The 18,973-nt window shown below is 58.3% G+C and carries 17 protein-coding genes; 11 read left to right on the forward strand and 6 right to left on the reverse strand.

The genetic code is table 11. From position 1 onward, the window contains the following. Position 1: 1 nt before the first annotated feature. A complete protein-coding gene (gene tolC, locus HF675_RS02915) occupies positions 2-1,525 on the reverse strand; it encodes an outer membrane channel protein TolC (RefSeq protein WP_105232667.1) in 1,524 nt (507 codons plus the stop codon). 288 nt (positions 1,526-1,813) lie between these two features. On the opposite strand from tolC, the gene nudF reads away from it, so the two are divergent. From nudF to HF675_RS02950, 7 genes are all read left to right on the forward strand, one after another. Continuing rightward, on the forward strand, positions 1,814-2,449 hold the full coding sequence (gene nudF, locus HF675_RS02920) for an ADP-ribose diphosphatase (RefSeq protein WP_105232666.1): 636 nt from the start codon (positions 1,814-1,816) through the stop codon (positions 2,447-2,449). Next, complete coding sequence (locus HF675_RS02925; protein WP_054306281.1) at positions 2,446-2,871, forward strand: DUF1249 family protein; 426 nt, start codon at positions 2,446-2,448, stop codon at positions 2,869-2,871. The genes nudF and HF675_RS02925 overlap by 4 nt, the downstream gene beginning before the upstream one ends. A gap of 70 nt (positions 2,872-2,941) precedes the next feature. Continuing rightward, a complete protein-coding gene (gene cpdA / locus HF675_RS02930) occupies positions 2,942-3,769 on the forward strand; it encodes a 3',5'-cyclic-AMP phosphodiesterase (protein ID WP_105232665.1) in 828 nt (275 codons plus the stop codon). Further along, positions 3,769-4,350 (forward strand): esterase YqiA, encoded by a 582-nt coding sequence (gene yqiA / locus HF675_RS02935; RefSeq protein ID WP_187044010.1) that lies wholly within the window; start codon positions 3,769-3,771, stop codon positions 4,348-4,350. Before cpdA ends, yqiA begins: the two co-directional genes overlap by 1 nt. A gap of 109 nt (positions 4,351-4,459) precedes the next feature. Next, on the forward strand, positions 4,460-6,355 hold the full coding sequence (gene parE, locus HF675_RS02940) for a DNA topoisomerase IV subunit B (RefSeq protein ID WP_105232663.1): 1,896 nt from the start codon (positions 4,460-4,462) through the stop codon (positions 6,353-6,355). Positions 6,356-6,875: 520 nt separating this feature from the next. Continuing rightward, on the forward strand, positions 6,876-7,709 hold the full coding sequence (locus tag HF675_RS02945; protein ID WP_105232662.1) for an RNase A-like domain-containing protein: 834 nt from the start codon (positions 6,876-6,878) through the stop codon (positions 7,707-7,709). A gap of 9 nt (positions 7,710-7,718) precedes the next feature. Then, positions 7,719-8,012: a contact-dependent growth inhibition system immunity protein gene (locus tag HF675_RS02950; RefSeq protein ID WP_105232661.1), complete on the forward strand. Its 294-nt coding sequence runs from the start codon at positions 7,719-7,721 to the stop codon at positions 8,010-8,012. A gap of 59 nt (positions 8,013-8,071) precedes the next feature. On the opposite strand, the gene HF675_RS02955 is transcribed toward HF675_RS02950, so the two are convergent. Both HF675_RS02955 and HF675_RS02960 read right to left on the reverse strand, forming a co-directional pair. Continuing rightward, complete coding sequence (locus tag HF675_RS02955; protein WP_105232660.1) at positions 8,072-8,380, reverse strand: putative quinol monooxygenase; 309 nt, start codon at positions 8,378-8,380, stop codon at positions 8,072-8,074. A gap of 33 nt (positions 8,381-8,413) precedes the next feature. Beyond that, the gene (locus HF675_RS02960) at positions 8,414-8,995 is read right to left on the reverse strand and encodes an NAD(P)H-dependent oxidoreductase (protein ID WP_187044011.1); all 582 of its coding nucleotides are present in this window, start codon (positions 8,993-8,995) and stop codon (positions 8,414-8,416) included. 349 nt (positions 8,996-9,344) lie between these two features. Here HF675_RS02960 and parC point away from each other — a divergent pair, with 349 nt between their 5' ends. From parC to ftsP, 3 genes are all read left to right on the forward strand, one after another. Then, on the forward strand, positions 9,345-11,618 hold the full coding sequence (gene parC, locus HF675_RS02965; RefSeq protein ID WP_111736340.1) for a DNA topoisomerase IV subunit A: 2,274 nt from the start codon (positions 9,345-9,347) through the stop codon (positions 11,616-11,618). Positions 11,619-11,856: 238 nt separating this feature from the next. Continuing rightward, complete coding sequence (locus HF675_RS02970) at positions 11,857-12,591, forward strand: 1-acylglycerol-3-phosphate O-acyltransferase (protein ID WP_105232657.1); 735 nt, start codon at positions 11,857-11,859, stop codon at positions 12,589-12,591. A 133-nt stretch (positions 12,592-12,724) separates the two neighbouring features. Beyond that, on the forward strand, positions 12,725-14,140 hold the full coding sequence (gene ftsP / locus HF675_RS02975; RefSeq protein WP_105232656.1) for a cell division protein FtsP: 1,416 nt from the start codon (positions 12,725-12,727) through the stop codon (positions 14,138-14,140). Between the two features lie 516 nt (positions 14,141-14,656). Here the strand turns inward: ftsP and HF675_RS02980 are convergent. Genes HF675_RS02980 through HF675_RS02990 form a run of 3 tightly spaced genes read right to left on the reverse strand, consistent with a single transcriptional unit; the run spans position 14,657 to position 18,013 of the window. Then, positions 14,657-15,589: a PfkB family carbohydrate kinase gene (locus HF675_RS02980; RefSeq protein ID WP_105232655.1), complete on the reverse strand. Its 933-nt coding sequence runs from the start codon at positions 15,587-15,589 to the stop codon at positions 14,657-14,659. Further along, positions 15,590-16,987 carry a cytosine permease gene (locus HF675_RS02985; protein ID WP_105232654.1) on the reverse strand — a complete coding sequence of 466 codons (1,398 nt, stop codon included), beginning with the start codon at positions 16,985-16,987 and terminating at the stop codon, positions 15,590-15,592. A gap of 9 nt (positions 16,988-16,996) precedes the next feature. Further along, complete coding sequence (locus HF675_RS02990; RefSeq protein WP_187044012.1) at positions 16,997-18,013, reverse strand: ADP-ribosylglycohydrolase family protein; 1,017 nt, start codon at positions 18,011-18,013, stop codon at positions 16,997-16,999. Positions 18,014-18,223: 210 nt separating this feature from the next. On the opposite strand from HF675_RS02990, the gene HF675_RS02995 reads away from it, so the two are divergent. After that, positions 18,224-18,961, forward strand: a complete 738-nt coding sequence (locus HF675_RS02995; protein WP_105232652.1) for a GntR family transcriptional regulator — start codon at positions 18,224-18,226, stop codon at positions 18,959-18,961. Positions 18,962-18,973 lie beyond the last annotated feature (12 nt).

Here is an 18,973-nt window from a genome sequence, read left to right on the forward strand (position 1 = left end):
GTCAGTTACGGAACGGGTTGCGCGGCTGGCTGCCGGTTGCCGCCGGTGCGGTAGGCTGCGGCGTCGCGCTGTTGACGCGGTTGGCCGGAGCCGGTGCGGCGACCTGCTGCATCGGTGCGTTATCCTGATAACCGTCGGCATAGGCATCCTGGCCGCGGTTCTGCGGCGCGACCGCGTCCGGCGCGGTAGAAACCGGTTGGCCCAGCGCGCCGTTCAGCGTCAGCAGGTCATTCTGGTTCAGGGTGCCGAGCGCCGATTTAATATTCAGCTGGTTGATCAGGTAGGTGTAGCGCGCGTCGGACAGCTGACGTTTGGCGTCATACAGCTGAGTGGTGGCGTCCAGCACGTCGACGATGGTGCGGGTGCCCACCTGGTAGCCGGCTTCCATCGCGTCCAGTGAACTCTGCGCCGAGATCACCGCCTGTTTGTAGGCGTTGATGCTGCTGATTGAGGCGTTGACGTTGTTGTACGAGGAGCGCACGGTCTGCACCACGGTGCGGTGCGAGCTTTCCAGCTGTTCGCTGGCGCCGACGAAGCTGTACTGCGCCTGCTTCACCTGCGAATTGGTGGCGCCGCCGCTGTAAATTGGCAGGTTAAAGCTGATACCGACCTTGTTCTGGCCTGCATCGGAATCGCGATAACGTACAGCATTCGCCCCGCCGGTCGACGAGCCGCTGTATTTGGTGTTGCTAATGCCGGTAGAGGCGGACACATCAACCGTTGGCATATAGCCGGTTTGTGCATATTTGATCTGCTCACGCGCCAGATCCTGGCTCAGGCGTGCCGAGAGCAGGCTCAGGTTGCGCGCTTCCGCCTCTTTCAGCAGGTTGTTGACCGCTTCCGGACGCGTGGTGGCGAAACGGTTGGTATTCAGCGAGGCCAGTTCCGGGTAGAAGGTGCCGGTCACCTGACGCAGCGTTTCCAGCGCGTTGTCCAGCTCATTGCGAGCGTTGACTTCGCTCGCCAGCACGGTGTCGTAGTTGGAACGGGCGTTCTGCACGTCGGTGATCGCCACCAGGCCGACGTTAAAGCGCTGGGTGGTCTGATCCAGCGTGCGGTACACCGCGTCTTTCTGCGCCTGGGTGTAGGACAGGGTGTCGATCGCCTTCAGCACGTTGAAGTAGGCGGTGGCGGTGTCGAGGATTAGCTTCTGCTCTGCGGTCTGGAAAGTGACGTCGGAGATGCCGGCGGTTTTTTCCTGCAGCGTCAGCGCGCGCCATTTGGACATGTCAAAAATGGTCTGGGTCAGCGCCAGTGAGCCACTTGTTACATCACTATCGACGCCATTGGAGTCCCGGTAGCCATTATTGTACTCGTAACCGGCGGTCAGCCCCAATTGCGGCAGCAACGGGCTGCGCGACTCGTTGATTTTTTCGAATGCGGCATCGCGGTCAGCGGCGGATTTGCGCAGATCCGGGTTACTTTCCCTCGCCTGTTTATAAACCTGCAGCAGGTTCTCTGCCTGGCTCATTGCACTGAAGCCGCCCAGGCTCAGTCCGATAAGAAGGGGGAGCAGTTTCTTCATTTGCATTCCTTGTTGTGCAGCAATATTGGTATGTTAGCGCTGACGATAGTCTAAATAGTTGTCAATTCTAGCAGAGTCCGCGCTTGCCATAAGGTGGCTGAACGTGCCATCCGGCGGATATTTTCGCGTCCGGCTTGTCCTGTGAGGCGCTGGCCGTCATGTTCACGTCAGTGACTCCTGTTATCATGGTCAATAATCTACCACAACGCGCGGCGGGTGAAAGTCTCGCCTATTCTGTCATCAAAACTGTTTATTTCACCGGCATACTCACGCAGGAGAACCGTGTTTATGAGCAACTTACGGCCTACGCCCGTTACTTTCGACAAAAATGATGTAGAAATTATTGCACGGGACACGCTGTACCGTGGTTTTTTTTCACTCAATTTATACCGTTTTCGTCATAAATTGTTCAACGGCGGCGTGAGCGAAGAGATTACGCGCGAGATTTTCGAACGCGGCCATGCGGCGGTGCTGCTGCCTTACGATCCGTTGCGCGACGAAGTGGTGCTGATTGAACAACTGCGTATCGCCGCGGTCGATACCTCAGACTCCCCCTGGTTACTGGAAATGGTGGCGGGTATGATCGAGGACGGCGAAAGTGTGGAAGACGTGTGCCGCCGCGAGGCCGAAGAAGAGGCCGGCGTGGCGGTCGGGCGCTGCAAACCGGTGCTGAGCTATCTGGCCAGCCCGGGCGGCACCAGCGAGCGGCTGTCGATTATGGTCGGCGAAGTGGACGCCGCGACCGCCGAAGGCATTCATGGATTGAGTGAAGAAAATGAAGATATTCGAGTCCATGTGGTGAGCCGCGAACAGGCTTACCGCTGGGTGGAAGACGGTACGATTGATAATGCGGCGTCGGTGATTGCCCTGCAGTGGCTGGCGTTGCACCATGAATCGCTCAGAAAAGAGTGGGTCAACCCATGACAAAGCGCTATACCCCTGATTTCCCTGAAATGATGAGAGTGTGTGAAACCAATTTCGCGCAACTGCGGCGTTTGCTGCCGCGCGATGACGAAACGGGGGAAACGGTGACTTATCAGGTGAACGGCGCCCGCTATCGGCTGACGATTGCGGAATCCACGCGTTACACGACGCTGGTGACGATTGAGCAGACCTTCCCGGCGGTCAGCTACTGGAGCCTGCCGGCGATGACGGTGCGGCTCTACCATGACGCGATGGTTGCGGAAGTGTGTGCCAGCCAGCAGATCTCTCGCTTTAAAGCGCGTTATGATTATCCGAATAAAAAGTTGCATCAACGCGACGAAAAGCATCAAATTAACCAGTTTCTTGCTGATTGGCTGCGCTACTGTTTAGCGCATGGTGCGATGGCGGTTCCTGTTGTGTGATACCCGAGCGACGGTAAGCGCGCTTGAAGTATGACGGGTAGAGACAGACTGAGATAACAAAGGACACCATTTGGAAAGCCTGTTTAAACTGCCCGTGGCGAGTGGGGCCAAGGTCAGGATTTTACAAATAACCGATACCCACCTGTTTGCCGGCGAGCACGAGACCTTGCTGGGCATTAACACCTACCGCAGCTACCATGCGGTGCTGGACGCGGTGCGCGCCCAGCAGCGGGAGTTTGACCTGGTTGTCGCTACCGGTGACCTGGCGCAGGATCATACCCCTGAGGCATATCGGCACTTTGCGGACGGCATTTCGCAGCTGCCCGCTCCCTGCGTGTGGCTGCCGGGCAATCATGATTTTCAGCCGGCGATGGTCGACGCGCTGGCCGCCGCGGGCATTACCCCTTCCAAGCACGTGCTGCTGGGTGCGCACTGGCAGGTGATCCTGCTGGACAGCCAGGTGTTCGGCGTGCCGCACGGCGAGCTGAGCGAGTATCAGTTGGAGTGGATGGAGCGCTGTCTGCAGGCCCATCCGGATCGCTACACGCTGCTGCTTTTGCACCATCATCCGCTGCCTTCCGGCTGTACCTGGCTCGACCAGCACAGCCTGCGCAACCCGCATATGCTGGGCGCGATCCTGCTGCGCTACCCGCAGGTGAACACGCTGCTGTGCGGGCATATTCACCAGGAGCTGGATCTGGCCTGGCAGGGGCGGCGTCTGCTGGCCTCGCCGTCCACCTGCGTGCAATTCAAGCCGCACTGTACTAATTTTACCATCGACGATGTTTCTCCGGGCTGGCGTTATCTTGATCTGCTGCCTGACGGACGGGTGGAAACCCAGGTGTGCCGTCTGGACAACGATGATTTCCGCCCCGATATGGATTCGGATGGCTACTGATGTCAACGCTGCTTTATCTGCACGGTTTTAACAGCTCGCCGCAGTCGGCCAAAGCGTCGTCGTTCAAGGCGTGGCTGGCCGACCATCACCCGCAGATCGAGATGCTGGTGCCGCAGCTGCCGCCCTATCCGGCGGATGCGGCCGAGCTGCTGGAGAATCTGGTGATGGAGCGTGCCGGCAGCACGCTGGGCGTGGTTGGCTCCTCACTGGGCGGTTATTACGCCACCTGGCTGTCGCAGTGTTTCGCGCTGCCGACGGTGGTGGTCAATCCGGCGGTGAAACCGTTTGAACTGCTGATTGATTATCTCGGGCAAAACGAGAACCCCTACACCGGTCAGCAATATGTGTTAGAGTCTCGTCACGTTTACGATCTGAAAGTCATGCAGATCGATCCTCTGGAGTCGCCGGATTTAATCTGGCTGCTGCAGCAAACGGGCGATGAAATTCTCGATTACGGGCAGGCTGTCGCCTATTACACTGCCTGTCGGCAGACGGTGGAGTCGGGAGGAAACCACGCCTTCGTCGGTTTCGATCACTACTTCCCCCAGATTGTGGATTTTTTAGGACTCGCCCCAAAATGACAGACGTTGTGGCCAGACGACAAACGTGATGGCTCCAGGCGCGAAGGGAAACATGCGGTCTGAGCAGGCCGTTCGGCGCCTTCCTTTAACCACGAAAACATAATCAACGATGACTCAATCCAGCTATAACGCTGATGCCATTGAAGTACTCAGCGGCCTAGAACCAGTGCGCCGTCGTCCCGGTATGTATACCGACACGCAGCGCCCGAACCACCTCGGCCAGGAGGTGATTGACAACAGCGTCGATGAAGCGTTGGCTGGCCATGCAAAACGCATTGACGTGATCCTGCACGCCGATCAATCGCTGGAGGTGATTGACGACGGCCGCGGTATGCCGGTGGATATCCACCCGGAAGAGGGCGTACCGGCGGTAGAGCTGATCCTGTGCCGGCTGCACGCCGGCGGCAAATTCTCCAGTAAAAACTACCAGTTCTCCGGCGGCCTGCACGGCGTGGGCATCTCGGTGGTCAACGCCCTGTCAAAACGGGTGGAAGTGACCGTCAAACGCGACGGCAACGTGTACGACATGGCGTTTGAAAACGGCGACAAGGTGCAGGACCTGACGGTCAGCGGCACCTGCGGCAAACGCAATACCGGCACCCGCGTCCACTTCTGGCCGGACGAACAGTTTTTCGACAGTCCGCGTTTTTCCGTCTCGCGCCTCAGCCATTTGCTGAAGGCCAAGGCGGTGCTGTGCCCGGGCGTGGAAATCTACTTTACCGACAAGGTTAACAATACCGAACAGCGCTGGTGCTACCAGGACGGCCTGACCGACTACCTGATGGAAGCGGTCAACGGGCTGATTACCCTGCCGGAAGCGCCGTTTGTCGGCACCTTCTCCGGCGACACCGAAGCGGTGGACTGGGCGCTGCTGTGGCTGCCGGAAGGCGGCGAACTGCTGACCGAAAGCTACGTCAACCTGATCCCGACCATGCAGGGCGGCACCCACGTCAACGGGCTGCGTCAGGGGCTGCTGGACGCGATGCGCGAGTTTTGCGAGTTCCGCAATATTCTGCCGCGCGGCGTCAAACTGTCGGCGGAAGATATCTGGGATCGCTGCGCCTACGTGCTGTCGGTGAAAATGCAGGATCCACAGTTCGCCGGCCAGACCAAAGAGCGCCTGTCATCGCGCCAGTGTGCGGCGTTTGTGTCCGGTGTGGTGAAAGACGCCTTCAGCCTGTGGCTGAACCAGAACGTTCAGGCGGCGGAACAGCTGGCTGAAATGGCGATTTCCAGCGCCCAGCGCCGCCTGCGTGCGGCGAAGAAAGTGGTGCGCAAGAAGCTGACCAGCGGCCCTGCGCTGCCGGGCAAACTGGCGGACTGCACCTCGCAGGACCTGAGCATGACCGAACTGTTCCTGGTGGAAGGGGACTCGGCGGGCGGCTCAGCCAAGCAGGCGCGCGACCGCGAGTATCAGGCGATCATGCCGCTGAAGGGGAAAATCCTCAACACCTGGGAGGTGTCGTCGGACGAAGTGCTGGCGTCGCAGGAGGTGCATGATATTTCGGTGGCGATCGGCATCGATCCTGACAGCGAAGATCTCGGCCAGTTACGTTACGGCAAAATCTGTATTCTGGCGGATGCGGACTCGGACGGCCTGCACATCGCCACGCTGCTGTGCGCGCTGTTCGTGCGCCATTTCCGCTCGCTGGTGCAGGGCGGCCACGTGTATGTGGCCATGCCGCCGTTGTACCGTATCGATCTCGGCAAGGAAGTGTATTACGCGCTGGACGAGGAAGAGAAAGCCGGCGTGCTGGAACAGCTGAAGCGTAAAAAGGGCAAGCCGAACGTCCAGCGCTTTAAAGGTCTGGGTGAGATGAACCCGCTGCAGCTGCGCGAAACCACGCTCGATCCGAATACCCGCCGCCTGGTGCAGCTGACGGTCGACGATAACGACGTGCAGCAGACGCTGGCGGTGATGGATATGCTGCTGGCCAAGAAGCGTTCGGAAGATCGCCGCAACTGGCTGCAGGATAAGGGCGATACCGCCGAACTGTCGGTGTAACAAACAATGTCAGCCATATTGTGAACGGCTGATCTGTTGAGCAAGGATGCTTATGGTTCTGAAAGGTTGACGTTTCGCCTGTTTTTAAATCATGTAATTTGCTGTTCCGCCATTAACCTAGTGGCGGAAAGCTTTCTTCCCCCCAACCTACCCTAAAAAACAAGTAGAACTATAACACCTTGCGGTAGACGTACTGGTTGCATTCACACGCCAATTGCCAACACGAACGCAGAAAAGTCACGCCCTTGCTTACGAAAAAGCCGTCATGTGCTCAGATAGTCAGAACTAGAAATTGCTGTCGTCAGCAATCGGCCAAGACGCTTCCGATTCCTGCACAGAACTTGTGATCAGCCCAGCGAATTATCATCGTTATGACTGATTACTAGACTTCCTGTCTGTATGGTTGCAAATACCCGATGACTGTGTGCACAGGAATTGGTCTATATGTTTCAAAGTTGTAATCTTATGCCCAACCATGTCGTTTATATGTGATTAACCCAATCCAATGGATGGAAATTATATGGCAAAAGAGGAAGGTTTACGGGTCGTGCTTTCGCCGGTTCAACTGGCGGCGATCATGTCAGACAGGAGTGTCACAGAAGGGGAAACCCTAAGCAATCGCCTATTTGGAGGTCTGGGGCTTGCTGGTGGTGTTGTTGAGCTTATTGGTGCTGGTGCGATGTGTTATGTACCAGATCCCACACTTTTAACAAAAATCGGTTGTGTCATTGTTGGCACTCACAGCTTGGACAGTATCAAGGCCGCTTCTAATCAGATCATTACCGGCCAGCCGACCACTACCGATACTTACCAATCAGCTATCGCACTAGCTAAAACTTTGGGTGCGGATGATGATACGGCTTACAATGTGGGGCTTACGGTTGATATTGCTGTTCCGTTAGTGTTTGCGGCAGCGATAGGTGCGGCACGTGTTGCCTCTGTGCGTATGGGCAAGGTAAGGCTGATTGAGCACGAGTCAATGACCGGGGGAAAGCCTGGTGGCCACACAATCGTTCGCCATGTAGGACTATCCAAGGCTGTTTTGCTACAGCGATTGGAGGAGACTAAATTCGGGCGTTTTCCTCCACGTTCTATCAGTTCATTTACGAATCTTGCGATTGCTGAGAGAGCAATCTCAAGCGCTATGAGCGCCAATCACACACTAATAAAAAACTGGGCTAAATACCCATTGCGTAATCTTGTCATAACTCATAGGGCTGTAAATCACGTGGGATACTACATACAGCGAGGAGCTTCTGAGATTGTGAAAACCTCCAACCTTAAGGTTGTCATTGAGCATGGCTCTTTTAACGGAAAGCCTTACTACATACTTACCGCATATCCAATCCCCTAGGAGAGCACAATGAAAGATTACCCATTGCTAGACAACCTTATGGGGGGATACTTTAATCAAGATGCCGATCTGATTACGGGTTCAACAGAACTAGAGGGAATGATTGATTATTACTTACAAGGGGCATCTGCGAATCTGTTGCGAAATTTAATCAATGAAATGGATGATTTTCAAACGGCGCATCCAGACGATCTGGACAAAGCGTTTTGCGAGCGATACCCCGGAGATCTGGACATGTCACCCGTAGGTGAATTTTTTGATATTTTCCGGAAGCGAATCCAAGAAGCGTTAGGGCAACATTAAGGTTCATTGAGTTTATGCGTGAACCATAAAAAGCCCGGCGCAATGGCCGGGCTTGGTGATTACAGCGCTTCTTCCAGCACCTGGATATTCACATCCAGCACGCTGTCCTTGATGGTGGCGCGATGCTGATGCATATGCTCCATCTCAAGGTGTTTTTCCAGATGCGCCACGCTTTCCCATTTTTCCAGCATGAACACCGAATCCGGCAGCGACTGTTTCCATGGTACCTGAGCCTTGATATCGACCAGCGGCTGGTAGGCGCCGCAGCCGTCCTCCGCCAGCACTGACGGGATCAGTTTCTCAATGGCTTTCAGTACCGTCTCACGGTGGCCCGGTTTAACTTTGATTTCTGCGATTACGGTGATCATGACAACCTCATTAACAAACGTGCGAAAGATAAGTTAAGCAAAAGTTTTTGCCAGATGCTCGCGATATCGTGCGATATCATTTTGAATATCCGGCTGTTTAATCACGTCGTTGCAGATAAAGGTCGGCAGCGCTTCCATCCCCAGGAACTCGTTGGCCTTATGGAAATGCAGATAAACGCCGTCCACGCCGATGCCGTGGAAGAACTGTTCGGGATCGGTAAAGGCTTCCAGCGGCGCGTTCCAGGTCAGGCTCAGCATATGTTTTTTGCCCTGCAGCAGGCCGCCGGAGCCGTATTTTTTGCTGGCGTCTGAGCGGGTGCGGCCGTCGCTGGCGTACAGCGAGCCGTGGCCGACGGTAAATACTTCGTCGATGTATTTTTTCAGGATCCAGGGCTCACCCATCCACCAGCCGGGCATCTGATAGATCACCGCGTCGGCCCACAGATATTTTTGCACTTCGGCGTCGATATCGTAACCTTGATCGACCACGGTCAGCTGGACTTCATGGCCGGCGTCGCGCAGAAAAGAAGCGGCGACATCGGTCAGGGTGTCGTTCAGCTCACCGTTGGAGTGACCAAATTTTTTACCGGCGTTGATTAGAAGGATATTACTCATCGGGTTTCCTCTTGCGAATAGGCCCTGCATCTTGTTCAAGCGGCGTCAGCGTGCGGCATGAAACCGGTCAGGGGTGATAACATGATGGGAAAGAGTTTACCTGCGCGTGCAGGGGAGAAAAATGCGCGCTGAGTCACATGACTTTTGCTGTTTTAGCAACAATCCGCCGGCTAGCGGCGGTCAACATCGCCCGCAATACCGACAATGCTGTGACAGCATACGGCCAGATAAGGTACTATCGCGGGCAACAAACGACGAGCAATCACGGGCACTGCTTTTTTTTGTGAACGACAGTCCTTTGCCCCAATGTCTAGGGATTGCCATGCCACGGTCTGAGGATAAATGAGTAATGAGTGATCTGACTCATGACGGTGTAGAGCGTTTACCGCTGCACACATTCACTGAAAACGCCTATCTGAACTATTCCATGTACGTCATCATGGATCGGGCGCTACCGTATATTGGCGACGGCCTGAAGCCGGTTCAGCGCCGCATCATCTACGCGATGTCTGAACTGGGCCTGAACAACAGCGCAAAATTCAAGAAATCCGCGCGTACCGTCGGCGATGTGCTGGGTAAATACCACCCGCACGGCGACAGCGCCTGCTATGAGGCGATGGTGCTGATGGCGCAGCCTTTCTCCTACCGTTATCCGCTGGTGGACGGCCAGGGGAACTGGGGGGCGCCGGACGATCCGAAATCCTTTGCGGCGATGCGTTATACCGAATCCCGCCTGTCGAAGTACGCCGAAGTGCTGCTGTCCGAACTGGGACAGGGGACGGTGGACTGGATCCCTAACTTTGACGGTACGCTGCAGGAGCCGAAGATGCTGCCTGCGCGTCTGCCGAACATCCTGCTGAACGGCACCACCGGCATCGCGGTCGGCATGGCGACCGATATCCCGCCGCACAACGTGCGCGAAGTGGCCGCCGCCGCCGTGGCGCTGCTGGAAAAACCGGGCGCCTCGCTGGATGACCTGCTGGAGTTTGTGCAGGGGCCGGACTTCCCGACCGAAGCGGAAATCATTACTCCGCGCGACGAAATTCGCAAAATCTACCAGAACGGCCGCGGTTCGGTGCGGATGCGCGCGGTGTGGAAAAAAGAAGACGGCAGCGCGGTGATCACTGCGCTGCCGCATCAGGTCTCCGGCGCCAAGGTACTGGAGCAGATCGCCAGCCAGATGCGCGCCAAAAAGCTGCCGATGGTGGAAGACCTGCGCGATGAGTCGGACCATGAGAATCCGACGCGTCTGGTGGTTGTGCCGCGCTCTAATCGGGTGGATCTGGAGCAGGTGATGAATCACCTGTTCGCCACCACCGACCTGGAACGCAGCTACCGCGTCAATATGAATATGATCGGCCTGGATAACCGCCCGGCGGTGAAAGGGCTGGTGGAAATCGTCACCGAATGGCTGGCCTACCGCCGTGATACGGTGCGTCGCCGTCTGAATCACCGTCTGGAAAAAGTGCTCAAGCGTCTGCACATTCTGGAAGGTTTACTGGTCGCGTTCCTCAACATCGATGAAGTGATCCACATTATCCGCAGCGAAGATGAGCCGAAGCCGGTGCTGATGCAGCGTTTCGGCATCAGCGAGACGCAGGCGGAAGCGATCCTTGAACTGAAGCTGCGCCATTTGGCGAAGCTGGAAGAGATGAAGATCCGCGGCGAGCAGGACGATCTGGCGAATGAGCGCGATCGGCTGCAGGCGCTGCTGGCGTCAGAGCGCAAGCTGAATACGCTGATCAAAAAAGAAATTCAGGCGGATGCGCAGACTTACGGCGACGATCGCCGTTCGCCGCTGGCCGAGCGCGGCGAAGCCAAGGCGATGAGCGAGCACGATTTCGTGCCGTCCGAGCCGGTGACCATCGTGCTGTCGGAGATGGGCTGGGTGCGCAGCGCCAAGGGCCACGATATCGACCCCGCCGGCATGAATTATAAGGCCGGCGACAGCTTCCGCGCCGCTGCCCGCGGCAAGACCAACCAGCCGGTGGTGTTTATCGACTCCACCGGGCGCAGCTATGCGGTTGACCCGCTGACGCTGCCGTCGGCGCGCGGACAGGGCGAGCCGCTGACCGGTAAACTGACACCGCCGCCGGGCGCGACCATTGAGCAGGTGCTGATGGCCGCCGACGACCAGAAATTGCTGATGGCCTCCGATGCCGGTTACGGCTTCGTGTGCACCTTCAACGACCTGGTGGCGCGCAACCGCGCCGGCAAGGCGATGATTACCTTGCCGGAGAACGCCAAGGCGTTACCGCCGCTGGAAATTTACGGCGACGACGATATGCTGCTGTCGATTACCCAAGCGGGCCGCATGCTGATGTTCCCGGTGGCCGATCTGCCGCAGCTGTCGAAAGGCAAGGGCAACAAGATCGTCTCTATTCCGTCGGCGCAGGCGGCCGCAGGGGATGACAAGCTGACCTGGCTGTTTGTGCTGCCGCCGCAAACGTCGCTGACGCTGTACGTCGGCAAGCGCAAGCTGACGCTGCGCCCGGAAGATTTGCAGAAATTCCGTGCCGAGCGCGGGCGGAAAGGTACGCTGCTGCCGCGCGGTCTGCAGCGTATCGATCGCGTCGAGGTGGATATGCCGCCGCGCGCGTCGGCCGGGGATAGCGAAGAGTAAGTTCGGCGGGCGTCGTTTCCCAGGCGACGCCCGCGCAATTCACCGCTTTCCGTATTTATTTTCAAATAATTAACATTTCTGCGTATAAATTTATTGTGCGGATGCCCGGCCGGCAGGAAAATAGCAAACAGGCCGGGTATCATCGCCAGCGGGCGTGATGCCCTGCGCGCAAATAAAATGATGGAAGGTATCTGCGCAGCGAATCATGCTGCGTCGGCAGTGTGCTAATGAGGTTGTTATGTTATTAATTTTGCGTGCCGTTTTCGTCACTCTGTTCTGTATTCTGGTGTGCATTTTCGGTTCCATCTACTGTTTGTTCAGCCCGCGCAATCCCCGTCACGTGGCGACGTTTGGCCATCTGTTCGGCCGCCTGTCGACGGTATTCGGCTTAAAGGTAGAAATTCGTAAGCCGGCCGACGCGGCGCAGTACGGCAAGTGCATCTATATCGCCAACCACCAGAACAACTACGATATGGTGACGGCGTCCAATATCGTGCAGCCGCGCACCGTGACGGTGGGGAAAAAAAGTCTGGTGTGGATCCCGTTTTTCGGCCAGCTGTATTGGCTGACCGGCAATCTGCTGATAGATCGGGATAACCGGGCCAAAGCGCACGGCACCATCGCTCAGGTGGTGGAGCAGATTAAGAAAAAAGATATTTCCATCTGGATGTTCCCGGAAGGAACCCGCAGCCGCGGTCGCGGCCTGATGCCGTTCAAGACCGGCGCGTTTCATGCGGCGATCGCCGCCGGCGTGCCGGTTGTGCCGATCTGCGTGTCGAACACCAGCAATAAAATCAACCTGAACCGCCTGAATAACGGCGAAGTGATTGTAGAGATGCTGGAGCCGATCGATACCACGAAGTTTGGTAAAGACCAGGTGCGTGAGCTGGCAACCCATTGCCGCGAGCTGATGGCGGCGAAAATCGCCCAGCTGGACGAAGAGGTGGCGCAGCGCGAGGCCGCCGGAAAATAACTCTCTGCCAATGGCGGCGGTGACTTTTTAACGGCCTGCGGGTCGTTAATGCCCGGCTTCATGCTACGCTTAGTGGCATTATCGGACGCCGGGCTTTTGCATACGGTTTAGTATTTGTTTTCATGGAGAAAATATGTCACTCAGTCGACGTCAGTTCATTCAGGCATCGGGTCTGGCGCTGTGCGCGGGAGCCGTGCCGCTGAGGGCTGAAGCGAGCGGAGCGCAAATCCCGTTACCGGTTCCCCCACTGCTGGAGTCTCGTCGCGGTCAGCCGCTGTTTTTAACCCTGCAGCGCACGCACTGGCCGTTTGTTGCCAACCGTAAGGCCAACGCATGGGGCATTAACGGCATGTACCTCGGGCCAACGGTACGGGTACACAGCGGTGACGACGTCAAATTGATTTACAGCAACCGCCTGGCGGAGCCGGTATCCATGACCGTCAGCGGTCTGCAGGTGCCGGGCACTCTGACGGGCGGCGCGGCGCGGCTGATGTCGCCGGGCGTGGACTGGTCGCCGGTGCTGCCGATTCGTCAGGCAGCAGCGACCTGCTGGTATCATGCCAACACGCCGGAGCGCATGGCGCCGCAGGTATATAACGGCCTGGCCGGCATGTGGCTGGTAGAAGATGAAATCAGCAAGTCGCTGCCGCTGCCTAACCACTACGGCGTGGATGATTTCCCGCTGATCGTACAGGACAAGCGGCTGGATAACTTCGGCGCGCCGGAATACAGCCCGCCGTCGCAGGGCGGTTTCGTCGGCGACACGCTGCTGGTGAATGGCGTGCAGAACCCGTACCTTGAGGTTTCTCGTGGTTGGGTGCGCCTGCGTTTGCTGAACGCCTCCAACTCGCGCCGCTATATGCTGCAGCTGAGTGACGGCCGTCCGCTGACGGTGATCGCCAGCGATCAGGGCTTTTTACCTGCTCCGGTCTCGGTGCAGCAGCTTCCTCTGGCGCCCGGTGAACGGCGCGAAGTGCTGATCGATATGTCGAAGGGCGAAGAAGTGACGCTGAACGCCGGGGAGGCCGCAGGCATTATGGACCGCCTGCGCGGGCTGTTTGAACCTTCCAGCCTGCTGGTGTCCACCCAGGTGCTGACGCTGAAGCCGACCGGCCTGTTGCCGTTGGTGACGGACAACCTGCCTATGCGTCTGCTTTCGGATCAGCTGCTGGACGGCAGCGTCAGCCGTACGCGGGAGTTCCGGCTGGGTGATGACGTGGCGGGCATTAACGGCGCGGTGCGGGATGTGAACCGCATCGATCTGCAGACCATGCAGGACAGCTGGGAGCGTTGGGTGATCCGCGCCGATACGCCGCAGTCTTTCCATATCGAGGGCGTACAGTTCCTGGTGAAGAGCGTGAACGGCGCTCAGCCAATGGCCGAGGATCGCGGCTGGAAGGACACCGTCTGGGTCGACGGCGAAGTGGAGCTGGTGGTGCACTTTACCCAGCCGTCCTACGATCACTTCCCGTTCCTGTATTACAGCCAGACGCTGGAGATGGCCGACCGCGGCAGCGCCGGGCAGTTTGTGGCGCAACCGACGCAGTAAATTGTCGGTTAACGTTAACCAGTCAATGGCTCTCTAAAGGTATTGTAGTCAGAGATATGGGGAATGTGATTCGTAACTTCTCGTTTAAGACCGCCATTATGGCGGTTTTATTTTGTCTTGAGCTTTTCAGCGTTTTTATTATCGATTAACTAATTTCAATATTATTAGTTGAATAGACCCGGTGATAACAGATTCGGGTGTTGACCTTTAGCGCGCATCACGGGCTGCCGAACAAGGAACCTGAGCCAGGGGCAACCGGACAGGGATGTCCGGTTGAGGCGGCACAGGCAGGGATGCCAGTAGAGCCGACCCGCCCGGCGACGGTGACGCCGTGAGGGTACCCGCGCAGCGGGCAGAACGTGTCTAAGCGCGGGCGCGGGTGCAGGGGCCGCGCCTACGGCCCCTGCAATTGCCGTTCACGGTGGTGACAAAGAAATGCTGTACGTTTACGGCAATTCTTATTACTCATTGCTTATAAATATCGTGCATAAATATCTCCGCAGGCCTGACCGATTTCTATGCCTCCGGGAAGCGCTGGCGCAGCTGCGCCCAGTCCGGCGCGGCGTCGGCGCCGCGGCTGGCTACCACGCAGGCGGCGACGCGGTTGGCAAGATCGACGGCCTGCGGCAGCGGCCAGCCGGCGGAAAGGGCGGCGAGCAGGCCGGCGCAGTGGGCGTCGCCGGCGCCGATGGTGTCCACCACCTCAACCGGATAGGCGGCGATATGCTGCGGCGGATGTTTGCCGTCGCAGATCCAGGCACCGTCGCTGTCAAGGCGGCAAATCAGGGTGAAATTGCGGGCGGCGGCGTAGCGCTGCGCCGCGTCGACGGGGTCGCCGTCGCCGCACAGGATCGCCACTTCGTCGCGGTTAAGCGTCAGCAGGGTATGGCTGTCGCTCAGCATGGCGAAAAATTCCTCGCCGAGCAGGCCGACGCGCGGGCCGGGATCGATCAGCCGGTATTGGTCGAACGGCAGACGGGTCAGCCATTCGCGCAGCGCGGCGCCCGGTTCGCCCACCAACTCATAGCCGTTGGCGTAGACCAGCGTCTCCGGCGTCAGCGGCAGGGTTGCCAGCTGCGCCTTGTTCCACTGCGCTTCACAGCCGCTGACGGTGATAAAGGTTCTTTCGCCGTTCGGCTCGGCCAGCGCCAGGCACCAGCCGTTATCCATCTGTCCGTGCCGCAGCAGAACCGGCAGCCCCAGTTCCTGCATCGCCGCTTCCACGGCGACGCCCCACTCGCCGTTGCCGACCGGCATGCCGTTGACCACCGGCACGTCCAGCCGGCACAGCACGCGGGCGACGTTAAAGGCGCAGCCGCCAATCTGCCGCCCCTGCGGCCGGGCTTCAATATCTTCGCCGCTGACGGGCAGGCGCGGCAGTGTCATAACCAGATCGCCGACGGCGCCGCCTAATACTAATACCGGCGTTACTGCAGAAAACTCACTCATTTACTTACGTTCTCCGCCCGCGGCCAAAAACAGGCCGTAGGCGATAAGGCTAACCAGGAAGGAAACAAACAGCCCGAGGCTGGAATCCGCGAACAGGCCTTTGGCCAGCGGCCCGTCGATAAAGCCGCTTTTGGTGACCATCAGCCCGCTGAGGGCGCCGAGGAACCAGCAGCACAGCGGTACCATACGCACGCCGCGATTTTGGCCGTTCAGGCCGTACAGCGCATTGCCGTCGTAACCATGATGACGACGCAGGCGCAGATAGTCGAGGATGAATATCGCTTCCCAGGCGGCAAGGAAGACGCCGCAGAACACCAGAAAGGCGATAAACGGCCCCATAAAATCGCCGGACACGAACAGCACATAGAGGGCAATCGCCAGCACCAGCAGCGCATCGAACGATACCGCCAGCGATTGCTTAACCTTAACGCCGATGGTCAGCAGGTTAAGGCTAGCGGAGTAGAGGCTCAGCACCGCAATGGTGACGATGCCGGCGGTGGCGGTCAGCAGATAAGGGATGGCCATCCAGCTCGGCAGCACCGAGCCAATCAGGGCGATCGGGTTGGCCGCAGAGGCCAGATCGGGCAACTGCACCGACAGCAGAATACCGGTAAACATCAGCAGCATCAGCGGCAGACAGGCGCCGCCCATCACCGCGGCGAAGATGCTTTTATTGGAACTTTTCGGGCTTTGATAGCGGCTATAGTCCGCGCCGGCAATCGCCCAGCCGATGCCGGTGCCGGCGGCGATAATCGATACCGCCGGTAGGAAGCCGGTCAGCCAGTTGCCGGCGGGCAGCGCCAGCACGCGCTGCCATTCGGTGGTAAAGGCGATATACAGCACCACGACCAGCGTCATGCTGCCGAAGATGCGGCTGAACCAGGTCTGCAGCCAGACTACGGTATTTTGCCCGAGCAGGCTGACGACGATGGTCAGGCCGCCGAACAGCAACAGACTGACGCCGGTCAGCAGCGGACTTTCCGCCAGCCCCATTGCCTGGAACAGCGCCGCCAGCGTCAGCGTGCCGGTGATGACGTTCACCGCCTCCCAACCCATCAGATTGATCCAACTGAAGGCGGTGGGGGCGATATTGCCTTTTACACCGAAGATGACCCGCGACAGGGTCAGCGTCGAGGTGCGGCCGCGTTTGCCGGCGAAGCTGGTATAGCCGACCAGCGCAAAGCTGGCGACGCCGACCAGCGCGGCGAGAACAGACTGCAGGAATGACAGGCCGAAGCCGACGATCAGCGCCCCGTAAACCACGCCGAGGATGCCGATATTGGCCGCTGACCATACCCAGAACAGCTCGATGGGTTTACCGGTTTGCTCCGCCTCGGGCACCAGATCGATGCCGGTGCTTTCAACTTTCCATGTTTCACTGCGGTTTATTTCACTCATGCTGCAGATTTACCCTTGGTTGCGCAGCGCCCCCAGAGCCGCTGCATATGGTTGAAAATCAATCTGATTCGCCTGGTTCAGTGTTTCAATCCATTGCGCCGGAAATGCCTCAATGCCGCGCAGCGCGCCGCAAACTGCCGTCGCCATCGCGCCGATGGTGTCGGTGTCGCCGCCAAGGTTGGCGGCCAGCAGCGCGCAACGAATCGGATCGCCGTCCGCTAATTCGACCAGCGCCAGCGCGGCGGGAATGGACTCAATGGTATCCATGCCGGCGCCGACGGTGTGGTAGATCTCAGCCAGCGCATCGCTGTCCGTCAGCGGCCGTACGCGTTCGGCCACGTCCAGCGCCCACAGAATGCGGCGGCTCAGCGACGGGCTGAAGGTGGTGATCTGCTGTTGCTGCATCTGTTCCACCAATGACGGCAGCGCCTGTTTAATCGCGCTCCAGTCGTCGCCGTCGATCGCACGGCTGACTGACCAGGCAATAGCGAAGGCGCCGGCAACGGCGATATCAGATTTATGCGTCGGGCTACAGGCCAGGCGCACGGCATCCATAAAGTAGCCTAAATCATTGGTAGATAACAGACATCCCAGCGGCGCGACGCGCATGGCGGCACCGTTGGTTACGCCGTTGGCGTTGATTTCCGAGATGGGCTGGCCGGCGCGGATGGCGTTAAGTGCGGCTTTGGAAGTGGGGCCAAGAATGTTTTTATTGAAGGCGTCGACCCGTTCTGCCCACAGCATGATGTGGTGGGCGATGCGTTCGGGTTCGACCTTACCGTGAGCGGCGAGTAGCGCCTCCATCAGCGCTACTGCCTGCTGCGTGTCGTCGGTATATTCGCCGGCGATAAAACCTGTCGCGGCAATATTCTCGTCCGGGCCAGGCAAGAAGCGATCGATCCAACCAAAATAATCGCGTACCTGCCGTAGCGGCCACAGCTCCGACGGCATCCCCATCGCATCGCCAGCGGCTTGACCATACAGTGCGCCAAGGATGGCGAGGTGGGGATTTTTTCTTATTGTCATGGGTGTTCCCTGGTGTTGGTGCATGTTGAATTAAACACGTCAACGTTACCACCATAGTGGCAAAATGGATCCAATAAAAGTCCATTAGGGCAAAAATGTGATGCCAATCTAGATCCATTGCACAATTCTCCGCACAACTTACCCGTACCGGTATAAATATGATAAAAGCTAACGCCAGAGAGGGGCGCCCAAATTAAAGAGAGCAGTCAGATGAATGACTTTAGCGCGTGGCTGCGCCAGCAGTTGGTTCAGGCCGTTGCGGCACCACGTTATATACAGTTGGCTACAGCGCTGGAGGCGGCGATTAAACAGCGCCGGCTGGCCGCCGGTGATTTTCTGCCGCCTGAGCGCGTGCTGGCCGAACGGTTGGCGGTGTCGCGGGTCACCGTCAGCAAGGCCCTGAAGCTGCTGGAAGAGAAGGCGCTGATTTCACGCCAACAGGGCGTGGGCACCCGGGTAGCGGTGTATATGGATTATTCGCTGTCGCAGGAGCAGGGGGGATTTACCGCCCAGATAACGCGCAGCGGCAGCGCCGCCAGTAACCAGTGGCTACTGCGCACGCGCGTGACGCCGCCGCCGGAGATCGCGCAGGCGTTAAATCTGTCCGAGCATGAGCCGGTGGTGAAGCTGCGTCGCCTGCGTCTGGCGGACGGCAATCCGATTTCGTTGGAAACCACCTATATTCCGCTACGCTTTCTGCCCGATCCCGAGCGGCTGGAGCATTCGCTCTACGCGCTGTGGCAGGAGCGCGGCATCGTGCCGGAGGGCAAGCACTTTCTGTTGAAGGCGATCGCCTGCAGCGATGAAGTTGCCGGCTTGCTGAATGTGTCCTGCGGCGCGCCGCTGTTGCTCGTCACGCAGACCAGCCGCAATGCGCAGGGCGAAGTGCTGGAGATCAGTGAAGTTCAGTGCCGCAGCGACGTGTATGAGTTTGAAGTCAGCAGCTAGCGGAAAGTTCGA

It is taken from the genome of Serratia sp. JUb9 (assembly GCF_014298095.1).
GTDB classification, from domain to species: Bacteria; Pseudomonadota; Gammaproteobacteria; order Enterobacterales; family Enterobacteriaceae; genus Serratia_B; species Serratia_B rhizosphaerae.

Coding starts and splice junctions, on each gene's coding strand:
- tolC (WP_105232667.1), bottom strand. CDS start 1,525: ATGAAGAAACTGCTCCCCCTTCTTATCGGACTGAGCCTGGGCGGCTTC.
- nudF (WP_105232666.1), top strand. CDS start 1,814: ATGAGCAACTTACGGCCTACGCCCGTTACTTTCGACAAAAATGATGTA.
- HF675_RS02925 (WP_054306281.1), top strand. CDS start 2,446: ATGACAAAGCGCTATACCCCTGATTTCCCTGAAATGATGAGAGTGTGT.
- yqiA (WP_187044010.1), top strand. CDS start 3,769: ATGTCAACGCTGCTTTATCTGCACGGTTTTAACAGCTCGCCGCAGTCG.
- parE (WP_105232663.1), top strand. CDS start 4,460: ATGACTCAATCCAGCTATAACGCTGATGCCATTGAAGTACTCAGCGGC.
- HF675_RS02945 (WP_105232662.1), top strand. CDS start 6,876: ATGGCAAAAGAGGAAGGTTTACGGGTCGTGCTTTCGCCGGTTCAACTG.
- HF675_RS02950 (WP_105232661.1), top strand. CDS start 7,719: ATGAAAGATTACCCATTGCTAGACAACCTTATGGGGGGATACTTTAAT.
- HF675_RS02955 (WP_105232660.1), bottom strand. CDS start 8,380: ATGATCACCGTAATCGCAGAAATCAAAGTTAAACCGGGCCACCGTGAG.
- HF675_RS02960 (WP_187044011.1), bottom strand. CDS start 8,995: ATGAGTAATATCCTTCTAATCAACGCCGGTAAAAAATTTGGTCACTCC.
- parC (WP_111736340.1), top strand. CDS start 9,345: ATGAGTGATCTGACTCATGACGGTGTAGAGCGTTTACCGCTGCACACA.
- HF675_RS02970 (WP_105232657.1), top strand. CDS start 11,857: ATGTTATTAATTTTGCGTGCCGTTTTCGTCACTCTGTTCTGTATTCTG.
- ftsP (WP_105232656.1), top strand. CDS start 12,725: ATGTCACTCAGTCGACGTCAGTTCATTCAGGCATCGGGTCTGGCGCTG.
- HF675_RS02980 (WP_105232655.1), bottom strand. CDS start 15,589: ATGAGTGAGTTTTCTGCAGTAACGCCGGTATTAGTATTAGGCGGCGCC.
- HF675_RS02985 (WP_105232654.1), bottom strand. CDS start 16,987: ATGAGTGAAATAAACCGCAGTGAAACATGGAAAGTTGAAAGCACCGGC.
- HF675_RS02990 (WP_187044012.1), bottom strand. CDS start 18,013: ATGACAATAAGAAAAAATCCCCACCTCGCCATCCTTGGCGCACTGTAT.
- HF675_RS02995 (WP_105232652.1), top strand. CDS start 18,224: ATGAATGACTTTAGCGCGTGGCTGCGCCAGCAGTTGGTTCAGGCCGTT.